The organism is Flavobacterium xanthum, from assembly GCF_900142695.1.
Classification (GTDB): domain Bacteria; phylum Bacteroidota; class Bacteroidia; order Flavobacteriales; family Flavobacteriaceae; genus Flavobacterium; species Flavobacterium xanthum.
Map to the genome: position 1 here is coordinate 1 of NZ_FRBU01000023.1, position 24,732 is coordinate 24,732.

The following is a 24,732-nucleotide window of genomic DNA, read 5'->3' on the forward strand; positions in this document are numbered from 1 at the left end:
CTCTTCTTGTTCTTGACATAATTCTGCTAATTTAAGGTTTTTAATCCTATCTTAAATTCACACAAAAAGTTGTACGTTTTTTGGGGAGCAGCATATATTTGCCATCTTTAAAGTTTTGAACTTCTAATAAATTCCCTTCTAAATCATATACATTTAGTGTTCCATTTCCATCTTTTAGAGTTCCTTTATCTAATTTCTTTCCATTACCATCAAAACAATTAATTATATTCATTAGTTTTCCATCGGTGTATAATCTTTCAGTATAAATTCTTCCATTAGTGTGGTACCAATTCCATTGCCCAATCAATTTTCCATTATCTAATTTTCCAATTCCTTCTTTATTTCCGTTTTCGTAGAAAAATTTCCACTCTCCGTCTTGTTTTCCATTATTAAATTTACCGATCTGATGCAATTTGCCATTTTCGTGAAAAATTTCCCAAACACCTATTTCTGCTCCATTAAGATATTTCCCTTTTTGAAATATCGTTCCGTTTTTATGGTAAAATTTCCATTTCCCATTTTTTAAATCACTTGATGTTCTCCCTATTTTTTTTAATTCGCCACTGTCATAAGTTTCTTTTGTCATTTTACAAGAAACTAGTAATAAAGGCATAAGAATTACTATAATAATTTTTTTCACTAATTAATTTTTAATTTTTCCACGTTTAATTTTATAATATTTGCCAACTTGTATTTAGGTCTTACAAAACCAGACTTATCTATCTTAATTTGGGTGTATAAGTTTGACAAACGTCAGAGTTATTTGTTAAGCTAAAATATAAAAAAATCATTACAAAACACTATTCATTTTAAAACATAAAAAAAGCTTTTAATCTATTTTAAATAGAGATTAAACGCCGGTTTACTTTTATGATAAAAATAATTTTATCGAATAGCTTTTACTAACTCTGTAATATTTGTTATTGATTTGGCTATATTATTAGTTATCTTTATTCAACGAAAAATCCCTATCAAATTTATTTTGATAGGGACTTTTTTTAGGAATAAATGGTATGAATTTTAAACTGAGTTATAGGTAGTTGATTTTATAGTTTATTTCTTGTCGATTGTTCTTTCAAAAAACTCATACGTTCGTAGCATTTGATCCATACGTTGACGATTATCACCAGCACGAGTAATTTCATGAGTGGCGCCGGGATGCACAACAAATTCTACAGGACGACCCAATACTTTTAGACTTCGAAAAAGCATTTCAGCTTGAACAAACCCAGTTCTTCGATCGTTACCTCCATGAAAAATAATAAACGGTGTTGTAATATTTTGTACATAATTTATTGGTGATTCACCGGCTAGAATCTCCTTAACTTTTGGTTCCCACGGATAGCCACCAAAATAATTGGGCACCAATCGCCACGCGTTTCCTTCTCCAAAAAAGGTATTCAGATCATAAACACCTCGTTGCGCACATGCTGCTTTAAAGCGATTGTCATGACTTATAATCCATGCGGTCAAATAGCCCGCATAAGAACCACCCGTAATGAGTAACTTAGACTGGTCTGCCCATCCTTCTTGAACCGTTTTATCTAATGCTGTTAGTACGTCACTAGCCGGTCCGGTGCCCCAATCATTGATATTTCCTCTCAAAAAATCCAATCCATATCCACCAGAACCTCTCGGATTACTGTAGACTACTCCATATCCTTTGCTACAAAAATATTGGTATTCGTGCCACATACTTTCCTCACCAGGACCCCACATGGCGGATGGTCCTCCGTGAATTTCTAGCAATAATGGGTATTTTTCTCCTTGTTTATAGTTAGATGGTTTCATAATCCAATATTCCACGGTCATTCCTAATTCGTTTTGGAATGTTTTCTTTTCCGGGTAAGATAATTTTTTAGTAGCAACCCAATCATTAAAAGTGCTGATTTTTTTCTCGTTTTTGAAATTGGCATCAGCCAAATACAATTCAGATGGATTTGACACCTGAGTTTTTGAGTAAATAATCGTATTGTTTGCTATATCAAAACTAGATATTCCTGCATCAGTGCTAGAAAGTGTTTCTATTTTTTGCGTTAATGGGTTGACTCTGTGCAATACGTTGCCACCATTCATTTGAGCGGTAAAATACAAATATTTATCATTCTTGCTCCAGGTAAGATTTGACTTGTTACGATCAAAAGGAATAGTAACAATATCTTTTTCAGTTCCATTTAGTGGCATTATCGATAGTGAAGGTACTGATACAAATGAGGTGGTGCTGGAAAGAAAAGCCAACCATTTCCCAGAGGGCGATAGTGACGCGCTATTGTATCTTTTTCCGTCTTCTCCTAATAGCATTTTGAAATTTTCTCCATTGGCATCCATTATAAAAAGCTCACTTTCTAAGGATCGGTCTTGGTTTTCTGTAGAATCTACATCTCCTGATAGAATTATTTGTTTTCCGTTTGGCGTATAATCAGCGTTGTTAAAATTATAAAAACCATTTGTTAGTAGTCGGGGAGTTGCATCTTTAGATACATTTATTTCAAAAAAGTGATTGAAATTCATATCCGATGATACGTTTGATTCACTTTGAAAATTCAATTTATTAAGAACAATTGCTTTTTTATCGGTTGCATTTTTATCAAGATAGGCTCTAATTTGAGATAAACTTCCGTTTGGGTCTGGCTTTTCTTTATTGGTTACTAAATGCTCGTTTTTATCAAAACCAGGCTTTTCCATTTTCCATGTAGGAATCGATTTTGCTGGGTTTAAAATAGAATCTTGCAGTAAATCGCGCAACGGGACACTAGATGAATATAGTATCTTTTTGCCATCTGGTGACCATTTTGGATTGCTTGCGCCATATTTATCTTTTGTTAATTGCATGGGTTCACCGCCTTCCATAGAAATGATAAATATTTGATTTTTGTCTTCTACAGAACGAGTAAAAGCCATTTGCTTGCCGTCAGGGCTCCAGGTAGGTTTTGTAGCTCCATCTTTATGTGTGGTCAGTTGAACAGGCGTGGTTTTTCCTGAGATAGCCACTGTGAAAATCTGAGAGCGGTACTTATAATCCAGCTTGTTATTTTCATCATTTTCAATTGTATTTACCGTAAAAGCAGCTCGTTTTCCGTCCTTAGTTAAGCTGATGTTTCCAACAGTTTTAATTTTTAACATATCAGTAAGGATAACATCCTCAGTTTTATTTTGAGCGATTGCAGCATGCAACTGTAATAAAAACAATAATGTAATTGACAATTTTCTCATAGTATTGATGTTTTATTTTGTTGTTATTCGGTAAAGTCAAAAACAAAACATTTCAATGAATTGGTTTGTTTTTTAATGGAATTTAGTAATCGTTAAATATAAAGTAAATTCTGTTAGCTCTAAGATTTTAAAATAATCAATATGCATTGCTAAAAGGAAAGATTAAGTAGTGCTGATTCACTAGTAGTAATTATTTATTTTGACCAGATATTTATTTATGAAATAACTTACTTAGTTTTTTGATGCTTTTTTAAAATGTCGCACCATTTATATGTAAGCGAAATAAACCTTCGCCTACACCTAATTCTAGTTAGATTGTGGAAGGCTTGTTTCGCTTTATATTCCTTAAATATTTCACAACTTTCTTATAAATAAGCAGATAGCTTTTTTTGAAATAAGTAGGCAGATATAAAAAATATAAATTTAAAACAAAAAACCGGCGTTTAAAGGTACTTTAAACGCCGGTTTACTTTTATAATAAAAAAAATTTTATCGAATCGCTTTTACGAACTCTTCAATTTTCCCTGTTCCGTTTTTGGTTAAATCCTGAATAAAAGCACTGCCTATAATCGCTCCTTTGGCAAATTGCGTGGCTTGCTCGAAGGTTTCTTTGTTGTTGATTCCAAAACCAATTACTTGAGGATTTTTCAGATTCATATCGGCAATGCGCTTGAAATAGTCTTCCTGTGCGCTGCCAAAACCCGTTTGTGATCCTGTCACACTCGCTGAACTCACCATATAAATGAATCCATCAGAAACACTGTCAATAAAGTGGATGCGTTCTACAGAAGTTTGTGGCGTAATTAAGAATATATTTTTCAAGCCGTATTTTTCAAAAGTAGCTCTGTATTCGTCCGCATACACATTAACGGGAAGGTCGGGTATGATTAATCCGTCAATGCCAATAGCAGCGCATTCTTTGCAAAAATTATCAATTCCGTATTGTAACATTGGGTTGAAATAGCCCATAATAATTAGCGGAATAGCCACCGTTTTCCGAATGTCTTTTAGTTGGTCAAACAATACTTGAGTGGTCATTCCATTATGCAATGCTTGCGTAGAACTTTCCTGAATTGTTGGTCCATCGGCCAATGGATCGCTGAACGGCAATCCAATTTCTATCATGTCAACACCATTTTTTTCTAGGTCTTGAATGATTTGTACGGTGTCATTTAAGTTGGGATATCCTGCCGAAAAGTAGATGGAAAGTATTTTTTTGTCTTCTTGTAATTTCTGATTTATTCTGTTCATTTTATATTCTGTATAATTTTTTTATCTTTTTAGATCCGCAAAGCGTTTGGCTTTGAGGATGCTTTTTGCAGTTTTCAGACTTTTTTTATTAATGCGGTCGGAGACCGTTAAAAACTTCCTCAAAGTCAGAGACTTTGCGGAGCAGAGGTTTCAAACTTTTTTTATTAATGCGGTCGGAGACCGTTTAAAACCTTCTCAAAGTCGGAGACTTTGCGGAGCGGTATCGTAAATCTTAAATCAAATTGCCGCACTGTATGCCCAAGCTTTTTGGTTGGATTGCAATTGTACTTCAACACGCTTGTAATGCAATCCTTCATAAAGATCCGATTGATGCAGTTCCTTTGTGGTTATGGCATAAACCATTCCGTTGATTGTATCTTCAGGCTTGTGAGTTTCCGTAATAATGGGATAGTAGACTAACCCAAATTCTTCTTCAATTTGAATGTTTTTTACAATATAACCAATTAGTGTTTCAGGAGTTCCCTCAAGAATCCGTCCAAATAGATCTGTTTGTATGTCCTCATTTTGAAGGCTGCCATAAGCGAATAATTTTTCCATAGTTTCTATTTTCAAAATCTGAATTGAACTGCTTCGTATACTTTTTTTGCGTTAAGGAGTGTAGTGAAAATCCTTTTTTAGCTTGCTTTTTAGCAAGGTGAAAAAGATTGTAACGGAAAGCCTGACCTTGCAGTAACGCTAGTGAAAGCAAGGGAACGCCCTGAAATAAATTCAGGATAAACCCTGAAATAAATTCAGGATAAACCCCGAAATAAATTCAGGATAAATACAATTATAATTTAAAATAATCAATATAGGTATTTAAATCTTTGTCGCCACGACCGGAAAGGTTGATGACCACAATATCTTCTGGTTTGAACTTCATTTCATCCAGAACTGCAAAAGCATGGGCACTTTCGATGGCAGGAATCAATCCTTCCATTTGAGATAATTTGATACCCCAATCCATAGCTTGCGCATCGGTGATCGAGATAAATTTTGCTCTACCAGTAGCGAATAAATTAGCATGCATAGGTCCTACTCCTGGGTAATCGAGCCCTGCAGAAATGGAATATGGCTCTGTGATTTGGCCATCCGTAGTTTGCATCAATAAGGTTTTACTTCCATGAATAACTCCCACTTTTCCTAAAGCGGAGGTAGCGGCACTTTCTCCAGAATCAACTCCTAAACCAGCTGCTTCCACAGCAATAATGGTCACGTCTTCATTGTCTAGAAAATGATAATACGTTCCTGCGGCATTGCTTCCACCACCAACACAGGCGATTACGTAATCGGGATTTTCACGTCCTTCTTTTTCTAATAATTGTTCTTTAATTTCTTTCGAGATAACACTTTGAAAACGCGCTACCATATCTGGATAGGGATGTGGTCCTACGACAGATCCTATAATATAATAGGTGTCAACAGGATTATTGATCCAATCTCTGATGGCTTCATTTGTAGCATCTTTCAAGGTTTTTGAACCTGATTTGGCAGGACGAACTTCGGCACCTAACATTTTCATACGAGCCACATTTGGTGCCTGACGCTTAATGTCGACTTCGCCCATGTACACGATGCATTCCAAGCCCATCAAGGCACAAACGGTTGCGGTAGCCACTCCATGCTGGCCTGCACCAGTTTCGGCAATGATTCTGGTCTTGCCCAATCGTTTTGCAAGAATAATTTGTCCAATCGTGTTATTGATTTTATGTGCGCCCGTATGGCATAGATCTTCTCTTTTCAGATAGATTTTGGTGTTGTATTGTTCGGATAAACGCTTTGCAAAATACAGTGGCGTAGGGCGACCTACATACTCCTTAAGTAGGTCATCAAATTCAGCTTGAAATGCTGGTTCAGCTGTGATTTTTAAATAATTTTGGCGTAATTCTTCTACATTTGGATATAACATTTCAGGAATGAAAGCACCTCCAAATTCTCCATAATAGCCTTTTTCGTTGACGTTGTAACTCATTTTGTTTTAAGTTTAAAAGTTTAAAGTTTCAAATTATGCTGAAACTTGCTCAATAAATTTTTGTCTTTTAATCCAGGCTCTGTTTCAAATTTACTATTTAAATCTAAAGCATGAATGGGTAATTGTGTTGCTAAAATTGCTGTTGTCAAATCGATTTCTTCTAAACCGATGCCACCGCTTAGAAAAAAAGGTTTGGTCGATGGGTATTTTTTTAATACTGTCCAATCGAATGTCGAGCCGTTGCCACCAGGTAATTTTCCTTTAGTATCAAAAAGGAAATAATCACAAACCGCTTCAAAGGGTTGCAGTACTTCAAAATCAAAATCAGCAGCAACCGAAAATACTTTTATAATTTCAATATCATTTCCTATTGCGCTCCTTAATTCAGTACAAAATGCCACTGATTCATGGCCGTGCAACTGAATGGCTTGTAAATCGTGGGTTTGCGCTTTCGCCAAAATAACTGCGATACTTTCATTAACAAAAACACCTACTTTTTTAATCGATTTAGGTAAAGTTGGAATCACTCCGTCAAAATACCTAGCAGATTTATCCCAGAATATAAATCCCATATATTCCGGTAGGAGTGAGGCTACTTCGAGAATATTGTTAGGGTATTTCATTCCGCAGATTTTAGTCCCAAAGCCCCCTGACCCCTGGAGGGGGAACATTGGAGTGGAATTTGTTTGAAGATTACCACTATTTTTATTTTCTAAAAATGAATCCATTATTGACTAAAGTATTTATTTGTTGCTAATTCCCTTTTGGGGGTTAATGTGCTATTTGCTTAATAAATTCAGTTGCTGCTTGACCCGCATTATCCGTTTTCATGAAGTTTTCACCAATTAGAAATCCCTTAAATCCAAAAGGTTTCAATTCATTAATGGCTTCAATGGATGAAATTCCACTTTCTGAAATTTTCACAAAATCATCTGGAATTTGGTTGGCTAATTGCTTGCTGAAATCTAAACTTACTTCGAATGTTTTCAGGTTTCTATTGTTTACCCCAATCATATCTAATGAGGGCATAATCGATTTTTCTAATTCTTCCTGATTGTGTACTTCAAGCAACACTTCAAGTCCTAATTTTTTTGCAAATTCGGATAAGGCTTTAATTTCCTCTCTTGTTAAAACTGCTGCGATTAGCAGAATTAAATCAGCTCCATACGCTTTGGCTTCTAGGATTTGGTATTCATCTACAATAAATTCTTTTCGCAATAACGGAATATTTACTGTGGCTCGTGCCAAAAGTAAATCATCTAACGAACCTCCAAAATATTTTCCATCCGTCAATACCGATATGCCACACGCACCAGCATTTTCGTATCCTTTTGTTACTTCTTCAACCGTAAAACTATAATTGATTTCTGCTTTAGAAGGCGAACGACGTTTGTGTTCTGCAATAATTCCGGATGTGCTGTGTCGCAAATTAGTACTCAAAGAAATAGTCTTTTTTTCAAAGAAAACAGACGCTTCTAGTTGTGAAACTGGAATGATTGATTTCTTGAGAATTACTTCTCGTTTTTTGTCAACTATAATTTTATCTAGGATGTTCATTTAATTATTTGTTTAAAGTTTTCTTTGTTTAAGGTTTAAAGTTTTTCCAAATCAACAACTTTAAACCTTAAACTTTAAACTATTTTTTATTTGCTTAAATCTTTCAATTTGTTCAAAGATAAAAGTCCTTTTCCGGATAATAAACTTTCTTTCGCTATTTGAAATCCTTCTAAAGGAGAACATTTTGTCACCGTGGCAATGGCCATAGCTGCATTTGCACAGACTACGTTGTTTTGCGCTTCGGTTCCTTTTCCAGAAATAATATTCATAAATATTTGTGCTGAATCTTCGATGGTTGTTCCTCCTTCAATCTCGCTTTGCAACAAAAGGCGAACACCAAAATCTTCGGGATGCAGCATTCCTTCCATCGTGCTTGTGATTGTTTTTGTTGCTCCAGTTAAAGAAACTTCATCATAACCGTCAAGCGAATGTAAAATCGTAAAATTCACATCCGTATTCTGATACAAGTATGCATACATTCTGGCTAATTCTAAATTGAAAACACCAACCAATTGGTTTTTTGGAAATGACGGATTTACCATTGGTCCTAGCATATTAAAAAATGTTTTTACTGCTAATTCTTTTCGGATTGGACCTACATTTTTCATCGCGGGGTGAAATAATGGTGCATGTAAAATGGCAATTCCTGCTTTGTCGATACTTTTTTCTATATAACCAGCGTCATTGCTAAATTTGATTCCTAATTTTTCCATCACATTACTAGAACCTGAAATAGAGGAAACCCCGTAATTTCCATGTTTTGCGACTTTTACTCCTGCACCTGCTGCTACAAAGGAAGCCAAAGTGGAAATATTAAAAGTATCTTTTCCATCACCACCTGTTCCACACAAATCGATGGTGTTGTAGGCTGATAAATCCACTTTAATACATAAGTCCAACAACGCTTCTCGGAAACCTGAAAGCTCCTCAATACTAACGCTACGCATCATGTAAACGGTAAGAAATGCTGTAATTTGACTCGGATTATAACTTCCGTTAGAAATATTAACCAATACATCTTTTGCTTCTGCTGAAGAAAGTATTTCGTGATTAATCAGTCTATTTAATATATTTTTCATATTATTTTATTTTTTGCCGCTAAGGCTCAAAGACGCAAAGTTTAGTATTGAATATTGTTATTAAATTCAGTCAACTGATTACTGCGGCTGAACACTGAATACTATGATTTCACCCAATTTTCTAATATCTTTTTACCATTAGGCGTCAATACGCTTTCTGGATGAAACTGAACGCCGCGTACATCGTAGGTTTTATGTCTTAAGGACATTACTTGACCATTTTCGTCGAATGAAGTAGCTTCAAGAACATCGGGTAAAGTGGCATCTACAACCCAAGAATGGTAACGTCCTACTTCAAATTCATTTCCTAATCCTTCGAATAAAAGTTCATCATTTACTGCTGTTTTTACATTGGTGGCAACGCCATGATACACTTTGTCTAAGTTGGAGAGTGTTCCTCCAAAAACTTCTCCTATGGCCTGCTGTCCAAGACACACTCCAAAAATGCTTTTGGTAGGTGCATATTTCCTAATCACCTCTTTCAATAAACCGGCTTCATCCGGGATTCCAGGTCCTGGAGATAGCAAAATTTTATCGAAAACAGCAATTTCATCGATGTCAAATTCGTCGTTTCTGTAAACGGTTACTTCGCAATCTAAATCTTCCAGATAGTGTACTAAATTGTAGGTGAAACTATCGTAATTGTCTATGACTAGTATTTTTTTCATTTTGTTATTAAAAAATTGAAAGATTTAAAGATTGAAAAATTCTAACGTTTCATCAATCTTTAAATTCTTAAATTATTGAATCTTTAAATTATTTATATCGTTTCCGCTAAATCTAAAGCTTTATTCAGCGCTAATAATTTATTGTAAACCTCTTGCATTTCGCTTTCTTCATCAGATCCCGCTACAATTCCCGCTCCAGCTTGGGAGTGTAATTGATGGTTTTTACTCAAAAAAGTCCGAATCATAATCGCATGATTAAAATTACCTTCAAAATCCATAAATCCGATAGCGCCACCATAGAAATTTCTATTGGTTTTTTCATACTCTTCAATCAGCTGCATTGCCCGGTGTTTGGGAGCACCACTCAATGTTCCTGCCGGAAAAGTATCCGCTACAACCTGCATTGTCGTCGCATTTTCATGCAAGTGTCCCGTTACTTTTGAAACCAAGTGAATTACGTGCGAGAAGAATTGTACTTCTCTATATTTCTCAACGTTGACATTATGACCGTTTCGGCTTAAATCATTTCTGGCCAAATCCACTAACATTACATGCTCGCTATTTTCTTTTTTATCTATGGATAATTCTTTGGCTAGAACGGCATCTTTTTCATCATCTCCCGTTCGTTTGAAAGTACCTGCAATAGGGTGAATTTCAGCTTTGCGATCTTTTACAATGATTTGTGCTTCGGGTGAAGAACCAAATATTTTAAAGTCTCCGTAATCAAAAAAGAATAAATAAGGAGATGGATTGATGCTTCTCAACGCTCTGTACACATTGAATTCATCGCCTTTAAATCCTTGGGTAAACCTGCGAGATAAAACTAACTGGAACACATCTCCGCGGAAACAATGCTTTTTGGCCAAAGCCACATTATGCTTGAATTCTTCATCGGTTAAATTTGAAAAGCCTTCGCCTTCTTTATAAAATTTATAAGATGAAATGTTTCGGGATTGCAACAATTGTTCGATTTCGGATATATTATTTCTATCGTCTAAACTGTGACAGAAAATATAGGCTTCATTTTTAAAATGGTTGATAGCAATGATGTTTTGGTACACGGCATAATAAACATCGGGGATCGTGTTGCTATTTTCTTTTTTAGCAATAGATACTTTTTCGAAATACCGAACAGCATCGTATGAAATATATCCAAAAAGTCCATTATTGATGAATTTGAAATCATTCTTTTTTGATTTAAACTGACCTGAAAATTCTTGAATAAGTGCAGGAATGTCAGTTGTTTTGTCAATATTTATTTTCTCAGAACTGCCATCAGGGAAAGTCTTGTAAATAGTTTCGTTTTCTATTTTGATGGAAGCAATCGGATTACAACAGATGTAGGAGAAACTGTTGTCATTCCCATGATAATCACTACTTTCCAGTAACAGACTATTTGGGAATTTATCCCGAATTTTGAGATACACACTCACAGGAGTAATTGTATCAGCCAAGATTTGCTTGTAATTTGTATTTAAGTTAAATGATTTCAATTGTTATGTTTTTAATGTTGTGTTTAACTGGTAAAATTGGCACAAAAAAAAGGCCTGTCGTGATGACAAGCCTTTTTATATTTATAGTTTTAATAATACTATAGGAGCTTAGTTCACGACGACTGACGTAAATTGTTCCACCACCAAGTATTGCTTAAAATTGTTTTCATGTTTTGTTTATTGAGGCAAATGTAGAAATTAAATTCGATTATTCAAACATAAAATGCGTTAAAAATCAGTATAAATGAAGATTATTTGTTAAATAAAATTTCTAGCAGAAATTTATAAAAGAACAAAACCCCAACAATTGCTTGTTAGGGTTTAATGATATTGTTTTGAAATGAAATTAGAATTTCAAAGCTATAGCTAAATCGAAATCATCATTGATTGCTTTGTCTCCTAAGCTGTCAAAGAAACTTCCAGAACCGTATTTAATATCGTATTTTGTTCTGTCAATTTTTACATTTGCCGTAGCTGAAGTGGTAGTGGTAGCAAGATCAAAAGTTACAGGTTTAGTAATTCCTTTAATCGTTAAATCTCCAGTTACTGTGTATACATTTGGTGCTTTTGTAACTAATTTTTTGAAAACCAAAGTTGCTGTTGCAAATTTATCTGATCCAAAAAAGTCATCCGCTTTCAAGTGACCTTCTAATTTTTCTTTCCCTTGACCAGCTTTTAAGTCAGTAACAATCATAGACGTCATGTCTACTACAAATGTACCACCTACTAATTTTTTTCCTTTGAAAACTAATGTACCATCTTTAAGGTTGATTGTGCCTTCATGAGCTCCAGTTACTTTTTTTCCAACCCAGTTGATTGTACTTGCTGAAGTGTTCACTTTTTTAGTTTGTGCAGTTACTGATATAGTAGATAAAACTACTACTAATGCTAATGCGATTGATTTTAAATTTTTCATTTGTTAGAATTTGATTTGAATTAATATTTGATTTTGGATTAGTAATTTATAAAGTAATGAATAAGTCTTCGTTTGATTTTCTTACTTTTTTGTAATATTGGGTAGCATCATCTTCATGTCTGTATCCTAAAGTAGCCATTAATGAAGCATTAAGTCCAAGTTTTTCTAAACCTAAAATTTCATTTACATCGGCAGGAACAAAACCTTCCATTGGCGTTACGTCTATTTTAAGTTCAGCAGCAGCGTTAAGTAAATTTCCTAGTGCTAAATACGTTTGCTTTGCAGTCCAATGATTACGATCATCTTCTGGAAGTGATGTAAGATTGTTTTTCATTAAATCACCATAAGGTTTCAAGTTTTCTAAAGGAATTTCTCTAGTTTGACTCATGTTCTGAATTAAATTGTCTATCCCTTCTGCTCCAAAATTTAATTCATTTGCAAAAACAATTAAATGTGACGCTTCAACAATTTGTGATTGTCCCCAAGCCGAAGGTTGGATTTTAGCTCTTAATTCTGGATTTTCTACGATAATAACCTTGTAAGGTTGCAATCCATAAGACGAAGAAGTCAAACGAATGGCTTCTTTTAAAGTATTTAAATCTTCAGTAGTTATTTTTTTTGTAGCATCGAATTTTTTCGTTGCGTATCTCCAATTTTGATTTTCTAAGAAAGTATTCATATTGTTATTATTAATTATTTATTTATTTATTGGTTTCTGTATTTTTCTAATAAGTGATTTAATTGGTCTATTTCTTCTAAATTTAGATTTTTTGAAAAATACTGCTCGTGAGCAATCACTTTCGGATCTAATTCTTCTAAAACTCCTAATCCTTTTGGTGTTATTAGGACTTCTATTTTTCGTCTGTTTTCAGGACATACTTTACGAGTCACTAATTCTTTCAACAACAATTTATCTACTAAACGAGTAGTGTTACTGGTTTTAGCTAACATTCGCTCTTGAATGGTCCACATATTTGCCGGATTCCCTTTTTGTCCTCTTAGTATTCGAAGTACATTATATTGTTCTCCTGATATATCATGAGGTTTTAATATTTCATTAAAATTTTCTGTAATAATATTTTGTGTGTACAAAACATTCAGAATAATTTTTTTTGAATTATCCATGGGTACAGTAGATTTTAATATGTCTTCAATTTTCATAATTGTATATATGTAATTTGTTGGTACAAATATAACGTATTTTATAATTGTATATACAAATGTTGGTTATTTTTCTTAAAAATCATTTTTGCTTACCCAAAAGCGCTGTTTTGTAAGGTTTTTGCTTATCTATAGTCATTTGCATTGTACTCTTGTTGTATTATTTTTTGAATCCACATAAATGCATTTCGATTTCTATAATCCTACTGTATATAAAAAAATTATGATTACTACTCCAGTTTTAGATTCAAAACGCGTACCAGAATTATTCTAGGCTTAAAATGAAATATCTTGCAAGGAGATAAAAAGTAATTTTTGTTCCCATTTCAGTATAATTTTAACTCCTTCCATTTGCAATAAACTTTAATTTAACTAGTTTTATTTTGATGATGATTTATTTTATCAAAGTGTTTTTTTAATTATAAAAAATTGTAAGTCAATTATTTATAATTTTTGATAAAATAATATTGTAAAATTTTATTAGAATTATATAAACAGATAATTTTTTAAAAGTGTAAATTTATAAGAATTACAAACGCTAAAAAATTGGCAAAATGAAAAACACCAAAAAAGACCTAGACGATGCTGAAAACAGGAAGCAACAGGATTTAAATTTAAATAAATCCGATGGTACTGAACATTTTATGACTACGGATCAGGGTTTAAAAATCAATGATGACACGAATTCCTTAAAAGCTGGTGAACGGGGCCCTTCACTGTTGGAAGATTTTATTTTAAGAGAAAAAATCACCCATTTTGACCATGAAAGAATCCCTGAAAGAATTGTACACGCCCGAGGTTCAGCAGCACACGGTTATTTTCAGGTTTATGAATCTATGGAGAAATACACCAAGGCAGGATTTCTTCAAGATCCAAGCATTAAAACTCCTGTTTTTACTCGGTTTTCAACAGTAGCAGGATCTAGAGGTTCTACAGATTTAGCACGCGATATTAGAGGATTTTCGGTAAAATTTTACACGGAACAAGGCAACTATGATCTAGTTGGAAATAATGTCCCCGTGTTTTTTATTCAAGATGCTATAAAGTTTCCTGATTTAATTCATGCCGTCAAGCCGGAACCGAATAACGAAATGCCGCAAGCTGCCTCAGCACATGATACTTTTTGGGATTTTATTTCCTTAATGCCAGAGACGATGCATACCATTATGTGGGTGATGTCTGATAGAGCAATACCCAGAAGCTTAAGAATGATGGAGGGTTTTGGTGTTCACACCTTCCGCTTTGTAAATAAAGAAAACGAATCTCATTTTGTTAAGTTCCATTGGAAACCAAAATTGGGAACACATGCAGTCGCTTGGGATGAAGCCCAAAAAATATCAGGGAAAAATTCAGACTTTCATCGTCAGGATTTATGGGAGGCTATCGAGAACGGACAGTTTCCTGAATGGGAATTAGGAGTTCAAATTATACCAGATGCCGATGAACACAAATTTGATTTTGATTTATTAGATCCTACTAAGTTAGTACCCGAAGAGTTGGTTCCAGTTACCATAATTGGGAAAATGGTTCTCAACCGAAATCCAGATAATTTCTTTGCTGAGACAGAGCAAGTGGCTTTTCACCCTGGTCATATTGTTCCAGGAATCGATTTTACAAACGACCCTTTACTGCAAGGACGTTTATTTTCTTATACAGATACGCAATTATCGCGTTTAGGGAGTCCAAATTTTCATGAAATTCCAATTAATAGAACCATTGCCCCGATGCACAATAACCAGCGTGACGGACACATGCGTCAGGAAATCAATGTAGGCAGAGTGAGTTATCACCCGAATTCTTTAGGTGGTGGCTGTCCTTTTCAGGCAAAAATTGAAGAGGGAGGCTTTGCCAGTTTTAATGAAAGAATTGATGCCCAAAAAGTGCGTGACCGCAGCGAAAGTTTTTCGGATCATTTCAGTCAAGCAACATTATTCTATAACAGTCAGACTCAAATAGAAAAAAATCATATCATAAATGCATTGCGCTTTGAACTAGGTAAATTAGAGACTACGGCAATTCAAACCCGCATGCTTGGACTATTATCTCAAATAGATACCACTCTGACAGACAAAGTAGCCAAAGGTCTAGGGCTTAAGGTGCCAAAGAGTCCTGAAAAACCGATAAATCATGGTGTTGGCGCGAATGCAGACGAACAAAAATACGAACCTAAAAAAGTTCCTCAAAGCGTGAAATCCTCCGCTTCATTAAGTATGCTTAAAAGCAAAACCCTGTCCAAAACAATTGCGACCAGACAAGTTGCATTTTTATGCTCAGAGGGCGCTGATAGGGCTTCAATTAATGCTATGAAAACCGCATTAGAAAAAGAAGGAGCGAGTATTAAAATTATAGCACCACATTTAGGCAGCATAAAAACGGACGATGGAAGTGAAGTCAAAGTAGATCAAAGTTTTCTAATTGCTTCCTCAGTTTTATTTGATGCAGTATATATTCCAGGGGGGAAAAATGCTAAATTCATGAATTCCAATGACGCAGTAATCGAATTTATAAATGAGGCCTATAAACATTGTAAAGTTATTGGTGCTGACGAATCTGATATATTTAGCAACACAAAACGTACAGACAAATTGGATTCTACAGAGGGTGAAAATGGAATAATTATTAATTCAAAAAATCCAGATAAAACCTTTACAACTTCTTTTATAGATGCCATGGGCAAACATCGTTTTTGGGATCGTGAAGAAGAGCTATAGTGGAATTTTTTTAATTTACAACCGAAGCATACAGTCAAGAAAAAACCGAAATGAAAATTTCGGTTTTTGTATTTTATAAAGAATTAGAATACTCGTAACTAAATGGATTCTATAAAAAAGAAATTGTAAGTTATGCTTTATAACGTAATTAAGTAAGTAGAGAAGTCGTTGCATTTTTCATTGCTTATTGCTTGAGCAGAAGTGAAGCGTAAGTTTTAAATTTTTTTTATAAAAGCGAACCTAATTTTATATGTTGTTTTTATTTTATTACATTTAGCCTTTACAATAACTTTATTGCTAATTATTTCAATTTTGTGGGTATGAATGAGGCCAAACCAACGTACGATGAATTACTCAAAAAAATACAGGAACAAGAATTAGAGATAATTCGGTTAGTGAATGGAGAACATAAAAAATCAAATCTTGAATTCTTTACAAAAGAATCAGAAGATTTGCTCTTTTTATTAGGTTATGGTGGCTACTTTAAAGAAATAAATCCAGCTTTTGTACATAAATTTGGGTATTCAGAGCAGGAGTTTCTTAACAATCCATTTGCTACATTCGTTCATCCCGAAGATCAAAAAAATACAGCTGCGGAAGTCGAAAGATTATCCAAAGATTTAACTTCATTAAATTTCGAAAACAGGTGTATTAAAAAAAATGGAGAAACTGTTGTTATTCATTGGATTTTCAGCGTAAATCTGCCGATGCAAATTATTTATGGAATTGGAAGAGATATTACCGAAAAGAGAAAAGCTCAAGAAAATTTAATTTTCAGTGAAAATCTACTAAACATTGCCCAAAAAATTGCCAAGATAGGAACATGGGAATTAGATTTAATTGATAACAAAATGGTTTGGTCTAAGGAATTGTATTCTATTTACGAAATTGATGAAAAATTAGAGCAAAATTTATTCAAGGGATACTTAAGTCGTTTTGCGAAGGAGGATCTTGTTATTTTTCAGAATAAAATCGAACAATCTAGGCTTGATAAAAAATCGTTTGAATCAGAGCAGTGCGCGATTTTTTCGAAAAAAAGAATAAAATGGCTCACGATTATTGTAAAACCGGTACTAGATAACAAGGGAAATGTTGTTAAACTTAGAGGCAATACTCAGGACATCACAGAGGAAAAACTAATCGAGCAGTCAATTAAAGAGCGAGAAGTTGCAGTGATAGACTATAAACTTAAACTAATTGAGCAAGAAAGCGATGCTAAGTTTAAGTATTACATTGAAAATGCTCCTGATGGAATTTTTGTCATCGATCAAAATAGAAACTATATTGAAGTAAACCAAGCTGCATCTACATTAACGGGATATTCTGAGCAAGAACTTTTACTGATGAAATTTGGCGATCTATCTTCAGAGGACCAAGCTGATGCTACCTTGCAAAAATTTCAATTTTTACAAGAAACAGGAGCGATAAAAGGGGAGATTAAAATTATTTGTAAAAATGGAACTGAACTGTTTTGCTTCATTGATGCCGTAAAGCTTTCGGATGACCGATTTCTAGGTTTTGTTAAAGACGTTACTGAAAATAAAAAAGCCGAAGAAAAAATAAAAGAAAGCGAAAAACGCTTTCGAGCCTTGGTGGAAAATAATGACAGTATTATAACGGTGATTGATGAAAATTTCAATACTCTATTTCGCAGCCCGTCGTCATCTCGTGTTAACGGATACTCACACGAAGAATATGAAAATTTAACGGAACAAGAATATTTCCATCCTGATTATTTGGAATATGTTCATGAAATGGTGCAGAACACTTTTAACAATCCAGAAAAACCGCATCCCGTTTTATTTCAAGTAAAGCATAAGAATGGAAATTATATCTGGCTGCAGGGAGTTCTAAATAATATGATGGAGCACAATGGCGTGAAAGGTATTGTTGTCAATTTAAGAGATGTCACTGAAAGCATCATGGCCAATGAAACCTTATCAAAAGAAAAAGATAAATTTGCTAAAATTGCGGCTACCTCGCCTGGATTGATTTATTCCATGCGGCAAAACAAAGACGGTTCATTGAGTTATCCGTATGCCAGTCATGCCATTGAGGAAATATATGGGTTTACCTATGAAGAAATTGAGTTTGATGTAAATAAAATTTTCGGATTAATTCATCCGGATGATTTAGAGAGCTTGATGTGCAGCATACATGAAACTAAATCCAAGTTAGTTTCTCTCAAAGGAGAATACCGCTATTTTCATCCTACAAAAGGAATGGTTTGGCATAGTGTAAATTCTTTACCTGTAGTTGAGCCGGAAGGAACGGTGATTTGCCACGGAATTGTCACGGATGTTACTGAAAGAATTTTGGCGGAACAAAAAATTATTAAAGCCAATAGGCTGTATTTGTTTATCAGTCAAATTAACCAGATGATTGTAAGAACTACGGATCAAGAAACCTTATTCACGGAAGCATGTACTATTGCAGTTAATTTAGGAAAGTTTAAAATGGCTTGGATTGGCATTGTAGATGAAGTAACTAAAAAAGTGATACCGGCGAAAATTGTAGGGGATGACAATGGTTATTTCGCCAAAATTAAAACCATAACAATAGATGATGAACCATTAGAAAGAGGTCCAGCAGGTCGTGCCATTGGACAGGGCAAATCGATTGTTTGTAATGATATTGAAAACGATTTAATGATGCTGCCTTGGAAAGAAGAAGCATTGGAGAGAGGATATTTATCTGTAATGTCAGTTCCAATAAAAAAATTTGGAAAAGCAATTGGTGCTTTTTCTTTCTATGCAGAGGAGAAAAACTTTTTTGATAAAGAGGAAATCGCATTACTAGAGGAAGCGACAGGCGATGTGGCTTTTGCATTAGAAATTTTTGAAAAAGAAGCACTACGCAAAAAAGCGGAAGAAGATATATTTGAAAGTGAGCAAAGATATCACACCTTAACGGAAGTTTCTACAGTTGGAATTTTCCGCACAGATACAAAAGGAGATACTACTTATGTTAATCCCTACTGGTGTCAAATTTCTGGATTGTCTTTTGAAGAAGCTATGGGTAGCGGCTGGTTAACGGCTGTTCATCAGGAGGATAAAAAAATAGTAGCGCAAGGATGGGAGGAAGCAACAAATGATCTTGAAAAGTCATTGTCAGAGTATCGTTTTGTGCGTCCGGATGGATCAATAGCTTGGGTTATGGGCCAGGCGATTCCGGAAAAAAATGTCAGAAATGAGATCGTAGGATATATTGGTACTATTACTGATATTTCAGAGCGCAAGATTGCTGAGGATGCCATTTTGAAGGAAAAACAACTTTCGGAACTGATAATCAATAACCTTCCTGGCGTTTTTTATATGTATGATGAATCAGGAAAATTTGTCAGGTGGAATAAAAATTTTGAGACAGTTAGTGGTTATAGTGCAGCTGAAATTGGTCAAATGGAAGCGGTAGATTTTTATGATGAAGATTATAAGGAAATAATACGAACAAGATTAAAGACGGTCTTTGAAATTAAAGCACCTGGATTAGAAGTCAAATTATTTACAAAAAATAAAGATAAAATTCCATATTACATTAATTCTCATGCTTTTGAGTACAAAGGAAAGAGGTGTCTCTTAGGAATGGGATTGGATCTTTCTGATATTAAAAAAGCAGAGGAGAAAATAAAAATTGCTAACGAACGATTTGAAATGATTTCTGCAGCAACTAATGATGCAGTATTTGAATATAATGTACTAACAGGAGAAAGTTGGAACAATCAAACTTTCATTACTCTTTTCGGATTTGGCAGTAGTTTACCAAATGGCCAGAACAATAGTGTTATATGGCGTTCTAAGGTTCATCCAGAGGATCGAGAAAGAGTGATTAAAAAATTAGAAGATTCCTATGTAGGGTCAACCACTTTATGGTCAGACGAATTCCGTTTTCAAAAAGCAGATGGTAGTTATGGAATTTTTTATGATAGAGGAATTATTTCCAGAGATGAATCTGGAAAAGCCATTCGTTTAAATGGAGCCATGATCGAAATCACCGAATTAAAAAATATTAAGGAGCAGTTATTACGAAGTGAAGAGAAATATAGAAGTCTTATCGAACAAGCTTCAGACTCTATTTTTATTAATGATGCCGATGGACACCTACTAGAGGTAAATGAAAGTGCCTGTGTTATGTTAGGGTATAGTAAAGAGGAACTTTGTACAAAAAACATAGTAGATTTATACACTGATGCCGAACTTGTAAGAAGGCCAATTATGTTCAAAGAATTATTAAATGGGGAGCAAACCTTAATAGAACGAACTATGCTTCACAAAACAGGATCTTTTATTGCAGTAGAAATCACGGCAAAGATGATTCTTGATGGTCGAATTGTTGCCATTGTGAGGGATATAAGCGAGCGTAAAAAAAAGGACGACGAATTTAGGAAAATGCATAAAAAAATTGAAGCTATTCTTGGCGCCATTCCTGACCTGTTATTTGAAGTAGACATAAACGGTAAAATTTTTAATTATCATTCGCGCCGCGATGATTTATTAGCGCTGCCTCAAGAAGTTTTTTTAGGAAAAACATTTTCTGACGTTTTAAATAAAGATGTAGCTAATTTAATTTTGTCTGCTATAAAAGAAGCTTCGCTAGAAGGATATTCTACCGGAAAACAATATTCCTTAAAGCTAAATGAGGAATTGCATTGGTTTGAACTTTCAATTGCGCCTATGGTGGAAAGTGATGCACAAGAAATTCACTTTATTTGTCTGTCACGTGATATTACTGCGGCAAAAAATTCCGATTTTGCACTTTTAAAAAGCGAGGAGCGATACCGTGGTTTACTAAACAATCTTGATGCAGGGATTCTAGTTCATGCTGCTGATACTTCCATCATTGTCAATAATCAAAAAGCAGCTGAATTATTGGGATTGACTAATAATGAAATGAAAGGGATGAAAGCTTCTGATCTTCCTTGGAATTTTTTAGATGAGGAAAATGCACCGTTGTCTATTAACAACTATCCCGTAAACCAAATTATTGCTACAAAGAAATCTTTGAAAAATTTTGTGTTAGGTGTACACCGTTCTACAAAAAAAGATATTGTATGGTTGTTAGTAAACGGTTATCCAGATCGTAACGAGAAGGGTGAAATCTTTGAAATAGTAATCAGTTTTATTGATATTACGGAACAAAAAGTAATGGAAATGGAATTGCTAAAAGCTAAGGAATTAGCTGAATCTGCCAACAAAACAAAAACTGATTTTCTAGCTAATATGAGTCATGAAATTAGAACGCCATTAAACGGTATAATTGGATTTACTCATTTATTAATGAAGTCAAATTTGAAAAAAAATCAAGCAGAATACATGACGACTGTCAATGAATCTGCAACATCATTAATGGAAATTGTCAATGATGTGTTGGATTTCTCTAAAATTGAATCTGGAAAATTAGAACTTAATATTGAAGAGGTGAATCTTTTTAAATTGACAAATCAAGTCATAGATTTATTTAAATTCCAAGCAAATCAAAAGAAGATAGATTTAATACTTGACATTAATAATAACGTTCCGCAATACATTTTGGCTGATTCTGTGCGATTGAAACAAATACTTGTAAATCTCTTGAGTAACGCGATTAAATTTACCAATTTTGGTGAAATAAGATTGGATATAAATCAGATTGACTTCTCAAATGCAAAAGGATCAACGATTCAGTTTTCTGTAAAAGATACTGGAGTGGGAATTAAAACCCAAAACAATGAGAAAATATTCAATTCGTTTGTACAAGAGGATAATTCCACTAGTAGAAAATTTGGTGGAACAGGATTAGGGTTGGCCATTTCAAATCAATTACTGGCCTTGATGGATAGCAAGTTACAATTGATCAGTAAATATGGCGACGGAAGCGATTTCTTTTTTGTGATTACATTCAAGAAGGCGAAACATAAGAAAAATACAACGGCGTTATTTACCAAAAGCATAAAAGACGACCTTATTAAACCTTTGCATACGTTAAGTGACCTTACAGTTTTAATAGTGGAAGACAATAAAATTAATATGTTACTAGCTAAAACATTAGTCAAAAGAATCATCTCTAATTGCACTATTCTTGAAGCTAAGGATGGTAATGAGGCTGTTGATATTTATAAAAAAGAAAAACCTGACGTGATTTTAATGGACATTCAGATGCCAAATAAAAATGGATATGAAGCAACAGATGAAATTAGACAACTAAAGGAAGCTAAAGATATTCCTATAATTGCAATCACGGCGGGCATAATGGTAGGCGATAAAGAAAAATGCCTTCAAGCAGGCATGAACGATTACTTACCTAAACCTATTATTCAATTGGATTTAGAAAAAATGTTGCAAAAATGGTTGAATAAGAATTGATTCTCTATCAACAAAGTCTAAAAAGAGCTTTTAACTATTGATGCCAAGTAAAAAATTAGGTAAAAAACTGAAAAAGAATGAAAAAAAGGAATGAAAATAAAATTATTTTCGCTCCTTTTTTTTCATTCTTTTAGGCCAGGGAACTGCAATTTAAGCCGGTTGTAAGAAAAAAAATAATTAGGTACGATTTGATGAAGATAAGCGAAAGCTGCTCAACGATAAGCTCCACATCAAAATAAATGAGGTACTTCGATTTACTTTTACCTTCAATAAATGATTTAAAAGCAAGGTTAAAAAAACGTGTTCACTATTTTTTTGAGAGTGCAAAAGCCTGTATGATTGAGTATACAGGCTTTTAACTGGCTTACTACAAGCGGAATTGTTTTAAGATAGCAAAATATTCAAATCCATCATACACGCTTTCATCATTTGATAGGTTCTTTCAATGTCATTGTCTAAACCTATAGAAAATCGGATTAAACCATCAGTCAATCCCATTTCTATTTGCTCCTCTAGGGGAATTTCACTTGATGTCGAAGTTCCAGGGGCACTAAACAACGTTTTGTAAAATCCTAAACTCACGGCCAGATACCCTAGATTTTTTGATTGCATCAATTCCATTAATTCATTGGCTTTTGCCAAAGTTCCTACGTCCAAAGTTATCATTCCTCCAAAACCATATTCTGGATTAATCATCGTTTTATATATTTCGTGACTTGGATGACTTTCTAAACCGGGATATACTGTTTTTAGACCGTCTTTTTCGAAGCGTTGCGCCAGATACATCGCATTATGACTGTGCTGTTTCATTCGGATATGCAAAGTGCGCAAGTTTTTCATCACACTCGCTGAACGTAAACTATCCATTGTAGGTCCCAGTAACATGCTGGCTCCGCTATTGACGTTTTTTAAACTATCAATAAATTCTCTCGAGGCACACGTTACTCCGCCCACAGTATCACTGCTTCCGTTGATATATTTAGTCAAACTGTGAATCACAATATCAGCACCCAATCGTGCAGGAGAAACGGACAATGGTGAAAATGTATTATCAACCACAAGCGTTAAATTATGGCGTTTTGCAATTTTAGATAAACCTTCAATATCAGCTACTTCCAGCAATGGATTACTAACTGTTTCACAGTATAAAACTTTGGTTTCAGCCGTTATTGCAGCTTCTACAACAGCAAGTTTTGTAATATCTACAAAGGTAGTTTTGATGCCTAATCGCGGGGTAAAATTCTTTAAGAAAGCATACGTTCCTCCATAAATTGTTCTGCTCGAAACAATGTGATCGCCCGTGCCGCACAACTGCAAAAGAGTAGGGGTAATCGCGCCCATTCCGGAGGCCGAAACATTAGCGGTTTCTGTTCCTTCCATCGCTGCCAAAGCTTTGTCTAAATACAAATTACTTGGAGAAGAATGGCGAGAATACAAATAACAGCCTTCCATATTTCCTTCAAAAGTATCGAACATGGTTTTTGCCGATAAAAACGTATACGTGGAAGAATCAGAAATGGATGGATTTACACCACCAAATTCGCCAAAGCACTGTAAATCCTGAATGTTGTCTGCGGGATTGAAATTTTTCATAGTTGTATCTATTATTATTTGAAGCTAATCCTGCTATTCGTTTCAATCTTTTCTTTTAAAAAAAAGAAAAGGATTTACACTGCTATCAGGGCTAGGGTATTTCGTTAGTAACAAAATCTATTCAAAATAACGTAGTTCTAGATTAATAATCAATCATGTTGTTTAATATTAGATTTTAAAACTATAAAATAAAAATAATGTAATTTAATTTTCTAAATTAGCTCCTTAAACAAGATTTATATAGATTTTATTTCAATTTAAATTTCAATAAAAATGACATTAGACGCCATCGATAAAAAATTACTTTTCTTATTGCAATCCGACAGTAAAAAAACAACGAAAGAACTTTCCTTAAAACTTAATCTCTCCGTTACTGCGGTATATGAGCGCATTAAAAAGCTCGAAAGAGAAGGAATCATCGATAAATACGTAGTGCTAGTCAATCGTTCTAAAGTCGAAAAGGGATTTGTCGTTTTTTGTCACCTTAAATTGATACAGCATACCAAAGAGTTTCTTACCAAATTTGAAAGTGAAGTCGTGAAGCTAAAAGAGGTTTTAGAATGCCATCACGTGAGTGGCGAATACGATTATATTCTGAAAATAGTGGTAAAAGATATGGAAGCGTATCGGGAGTTTTTGGTTACAAAGCTGACTACTTTGCAACATATTGGAAGCACACACAGCACTTTTATGATTAGTGAAGTAAAAAATACTACAGTGGTCGACGTTTGATAATTATAAAAGGTAGTTTTTTGTGACTCCTCCTTCCTACCATTGACA

Annotated in this window: 17 protein-coding genes; 3 read left to right on the forward strand and 14 right to left on the reverse strand. The window is 34.3% G+C overall.

The genetic code is table 11. From position 1 onward, the window contains the following. Positions 1 to 46: 46 nt before the first annotated feature. The 13 genes from BUC11_RS10650 to BUC11_RS10710 form a co-directional block, all read right to left on the reverse strand. Positions 47 to 640 carry a toxin-antitoxin system YwqK family antitoxin gene (locus tag BUC11_RS10650; protein WP_139259464.1) on the reverse strand — a complete coding sequence of 198 codons (594 nt, stop codon included), beginning with the start codon at positions 638 to 640 and terminating at the stop codon, positions 47 to 49. Between the two features lie 413 nt (positions 641 to 1,053). Further along, positions 1,054 to 3,213, reverse strand: a complete 2,160-nt coding sequence (locus BUC11_RS10655; RefSeq protein ID WP_073353962.1) for a S9 family peptidase — start codon at positions 3,211 to 3,213, stop codon at positions 1,054 to 1,056. Between the two features lie 489 nt (positions 3,214 to 3,702). Beyond that, a complete protein-coding gene (trpA, locus tag BUC11_RS10660) occupies positions 3,703 to 4,464 on the reverse strand; it encodes a tryptophan synthase subunit alpha (protein WP_073353964.1) in 762 nt (253 codons plus the stop codon). A gap of 237 nt (positions 4,465 to 4,701) precedes the next feature. Beyond that, positions 4,702 to 5,022, reverse strand: coding sequence for a gamma-glutamylcyclotransferase family protein (locus BUC11_RS10665; RefSeq protein ID WP_073353965.1), 321 nt, complete (start codon positions 5,020 to 5,022; stop codon positions 4,702 to 4,704). Between the two features lie 232 nt (positions 5,023 to 5,254). Beyond that, positions 5,255 to 6,436 (reverse strand): tryptophan synthase subunit beta, encoded by a 1,182-nt coding sequence (gene trpB, locus BUC11_RS10670; RefSeq protein ID WP_073353967.1) that lies wholly within the window; start codon positions 6,434 to 6,436, stop codon positions 5,255 to 5,257. Positions 6,437 to 6,456: 20 nt separating this feature from the next. Then, the gene (locus BUC11_RS10675) at positions 6,457 to 7,059 is read right to left on the reverse strand and encodes a phosphoribosylanthranilate isomerase (RefSeq protein ID WP_073354022.1); all 603 of its coding nucleotides are present in this window, start codon (positions 7,057 to 7,059) and stop codon (positions 6,457 to 6,459) included. Positions 7,060 to 7,207: 148 nt separating this feature from the next. Beyond that, on the reverse strand, positions 7,208 to 7,993 hold the full coding sequence (gene trpC, locus BUC11_RS10680; RefSeq protein WP_073353969.1) for an indole-3-glycerol phosphate synthase TrpC: 786 nt from the start codon (positions 7,991 to 7,993) through the stop codon (positions 7,208 to 7,210). An 86-nt stretch (positions 7,994 to 8,079) separates the two neighbouring features. Beyond that, positions 8,080 to 9,072: an anthranilate phosphoribosyltransferase gene (trpD, locus tag BUC11_RS10685; protein ID WP_073353971.1), complete on the reverse strand. Its 993-nt coding sequence runs from the start codon at positions 9,070 to 9,072 to the stop codon at positions 8,080 to 8,082. A 101-nt stretch (positions 9,073 to 9,173) separates the two neighbouring features. Continuing rightward, entirely contained in the window at positions 9,174 to 9,740 is a 567-nt protein-coding gene (locus tag BUC11_RS10690; RefSeq protein WP_073353973.1) for an anthranilate synthase component II, read from the reverse strand. A 92-nt stretch (positions 9,741 to 9,832) separates the two neighbouring features. After that, positions 9,833 to 11,233, reverse strand: a complete 1,401-nt coding sequence (locus BUC11_RS10695; RefSeq protein ID WP_073353974.1) for an anthranilate synthase component I family protein — start codon at positions 11,231 to 11,233, stop codon at positions 9,833 to 9,835. Positions 11,234 to 11,579: 346 nt separating this feature from the next. Continuing rightward, on the reverse strand, positions 11,580 to 12,149 hold the full coding sequence (locus BUC11_RS10700; protein ID WP_073353976.1) for a YceI family protein: 570 nt from the start codon (positions 12,147 to 12,149) through the stop codon (positions 11,580 to 11,582). Positions 12,150 to 12,195: 46 nt separating this feature from the next. Then, positions 12,196 to 12,828, reverse strand: coding sequence for an NAD(P)H-dependent oxidoreductase (locus tag BUC11_RS10705; RefSeq protein WP_073353977.1), 633 nt, complete (start codon positions 12,826 to 12,828; stop codon positions 12,196 to 12,198). A gap of 26 nt (positions 12,829 to 12,854) precedes the next feature. Next, positions 12,855 to 13,310 (reverse strand): MarR family winged helix-turn-helix transcriptional regulator, encoded by a 456-nt coding sequence (locus BUC11_RS10710; RefSeq protein ID WP_073353979.1) that lies wholly within the window; start codon positions 13,308 to 13,310, stop codon positions 12,855 to 12,857. 554 nt (positions 13,311 to 13,864) lie between these two features. Between BUC11_RS10710 and BUC11_RS10715 the strand changes: the two genes are divergently transcribed. Continuing rightward, entirely contained in the window at positions 13,865 to 16,021 is a 2,157-nt protein-coding gene (locus BUC11_RS10715; RefSeq protein ID WP_073353980.1) for a catalase, read from the forward strand. 320 nt (positions 16,022 to 16,341) lie between these two features. Then, the gene (locus BUC11_RS16615) at positions 16,342 to 22,359 is read left to right on the forward strand and encodes a PAS domain S-box protein (protein ID WP_084129614.1); all 6,018 of its coding nucleotides are present in this window, start codon (positions 16,342 to 16,344) and stop codon (positions 22,357 to 22,359) included. A gap of 384 nt (positions 22,360 to 22,743) precedes the next feature. On the opposite strand, the gene BUC11_RS10770 is transcribed toward BUC11_RS16615, so the two are convergent. Further along, the gene (locus tag BUC11_RS10770; protein ID WP_073353982.1) at positions 22,744 to 23,952 is read right to left on the reverse strand and encodes an aminotransferase class I/II-fold pyridoxal phosphate-dependent enzyme; all 1,209 of its coding nucleotides are present in this window, start codon (positions 23,950 to 23,952) and stop codon (positions 22,744 to 22,746) included. A 273-nt stretch (positions 23,953 to 24,225) separates the two neighbouring features. Here BUC11_RS10770 and BUC11_RS10775 point away from each other — a divergent pair, with 273 nt between their 5' ends. Beyond that, positions 24,226 to 24,684 (forward strand): Lrp/AsnC family transcriptional regulator, encoded by a 459-nt coding sequence (locus BUC11_RS10775; protein WP_073353983.1) that lies wholly within the window; start codon positions 24,226 to 24,228, stop codon positions 24,682 to 24,684. The last annotated feature ends 48 nt before the right edge of the window (positions 24,685 to 24,732 follow it).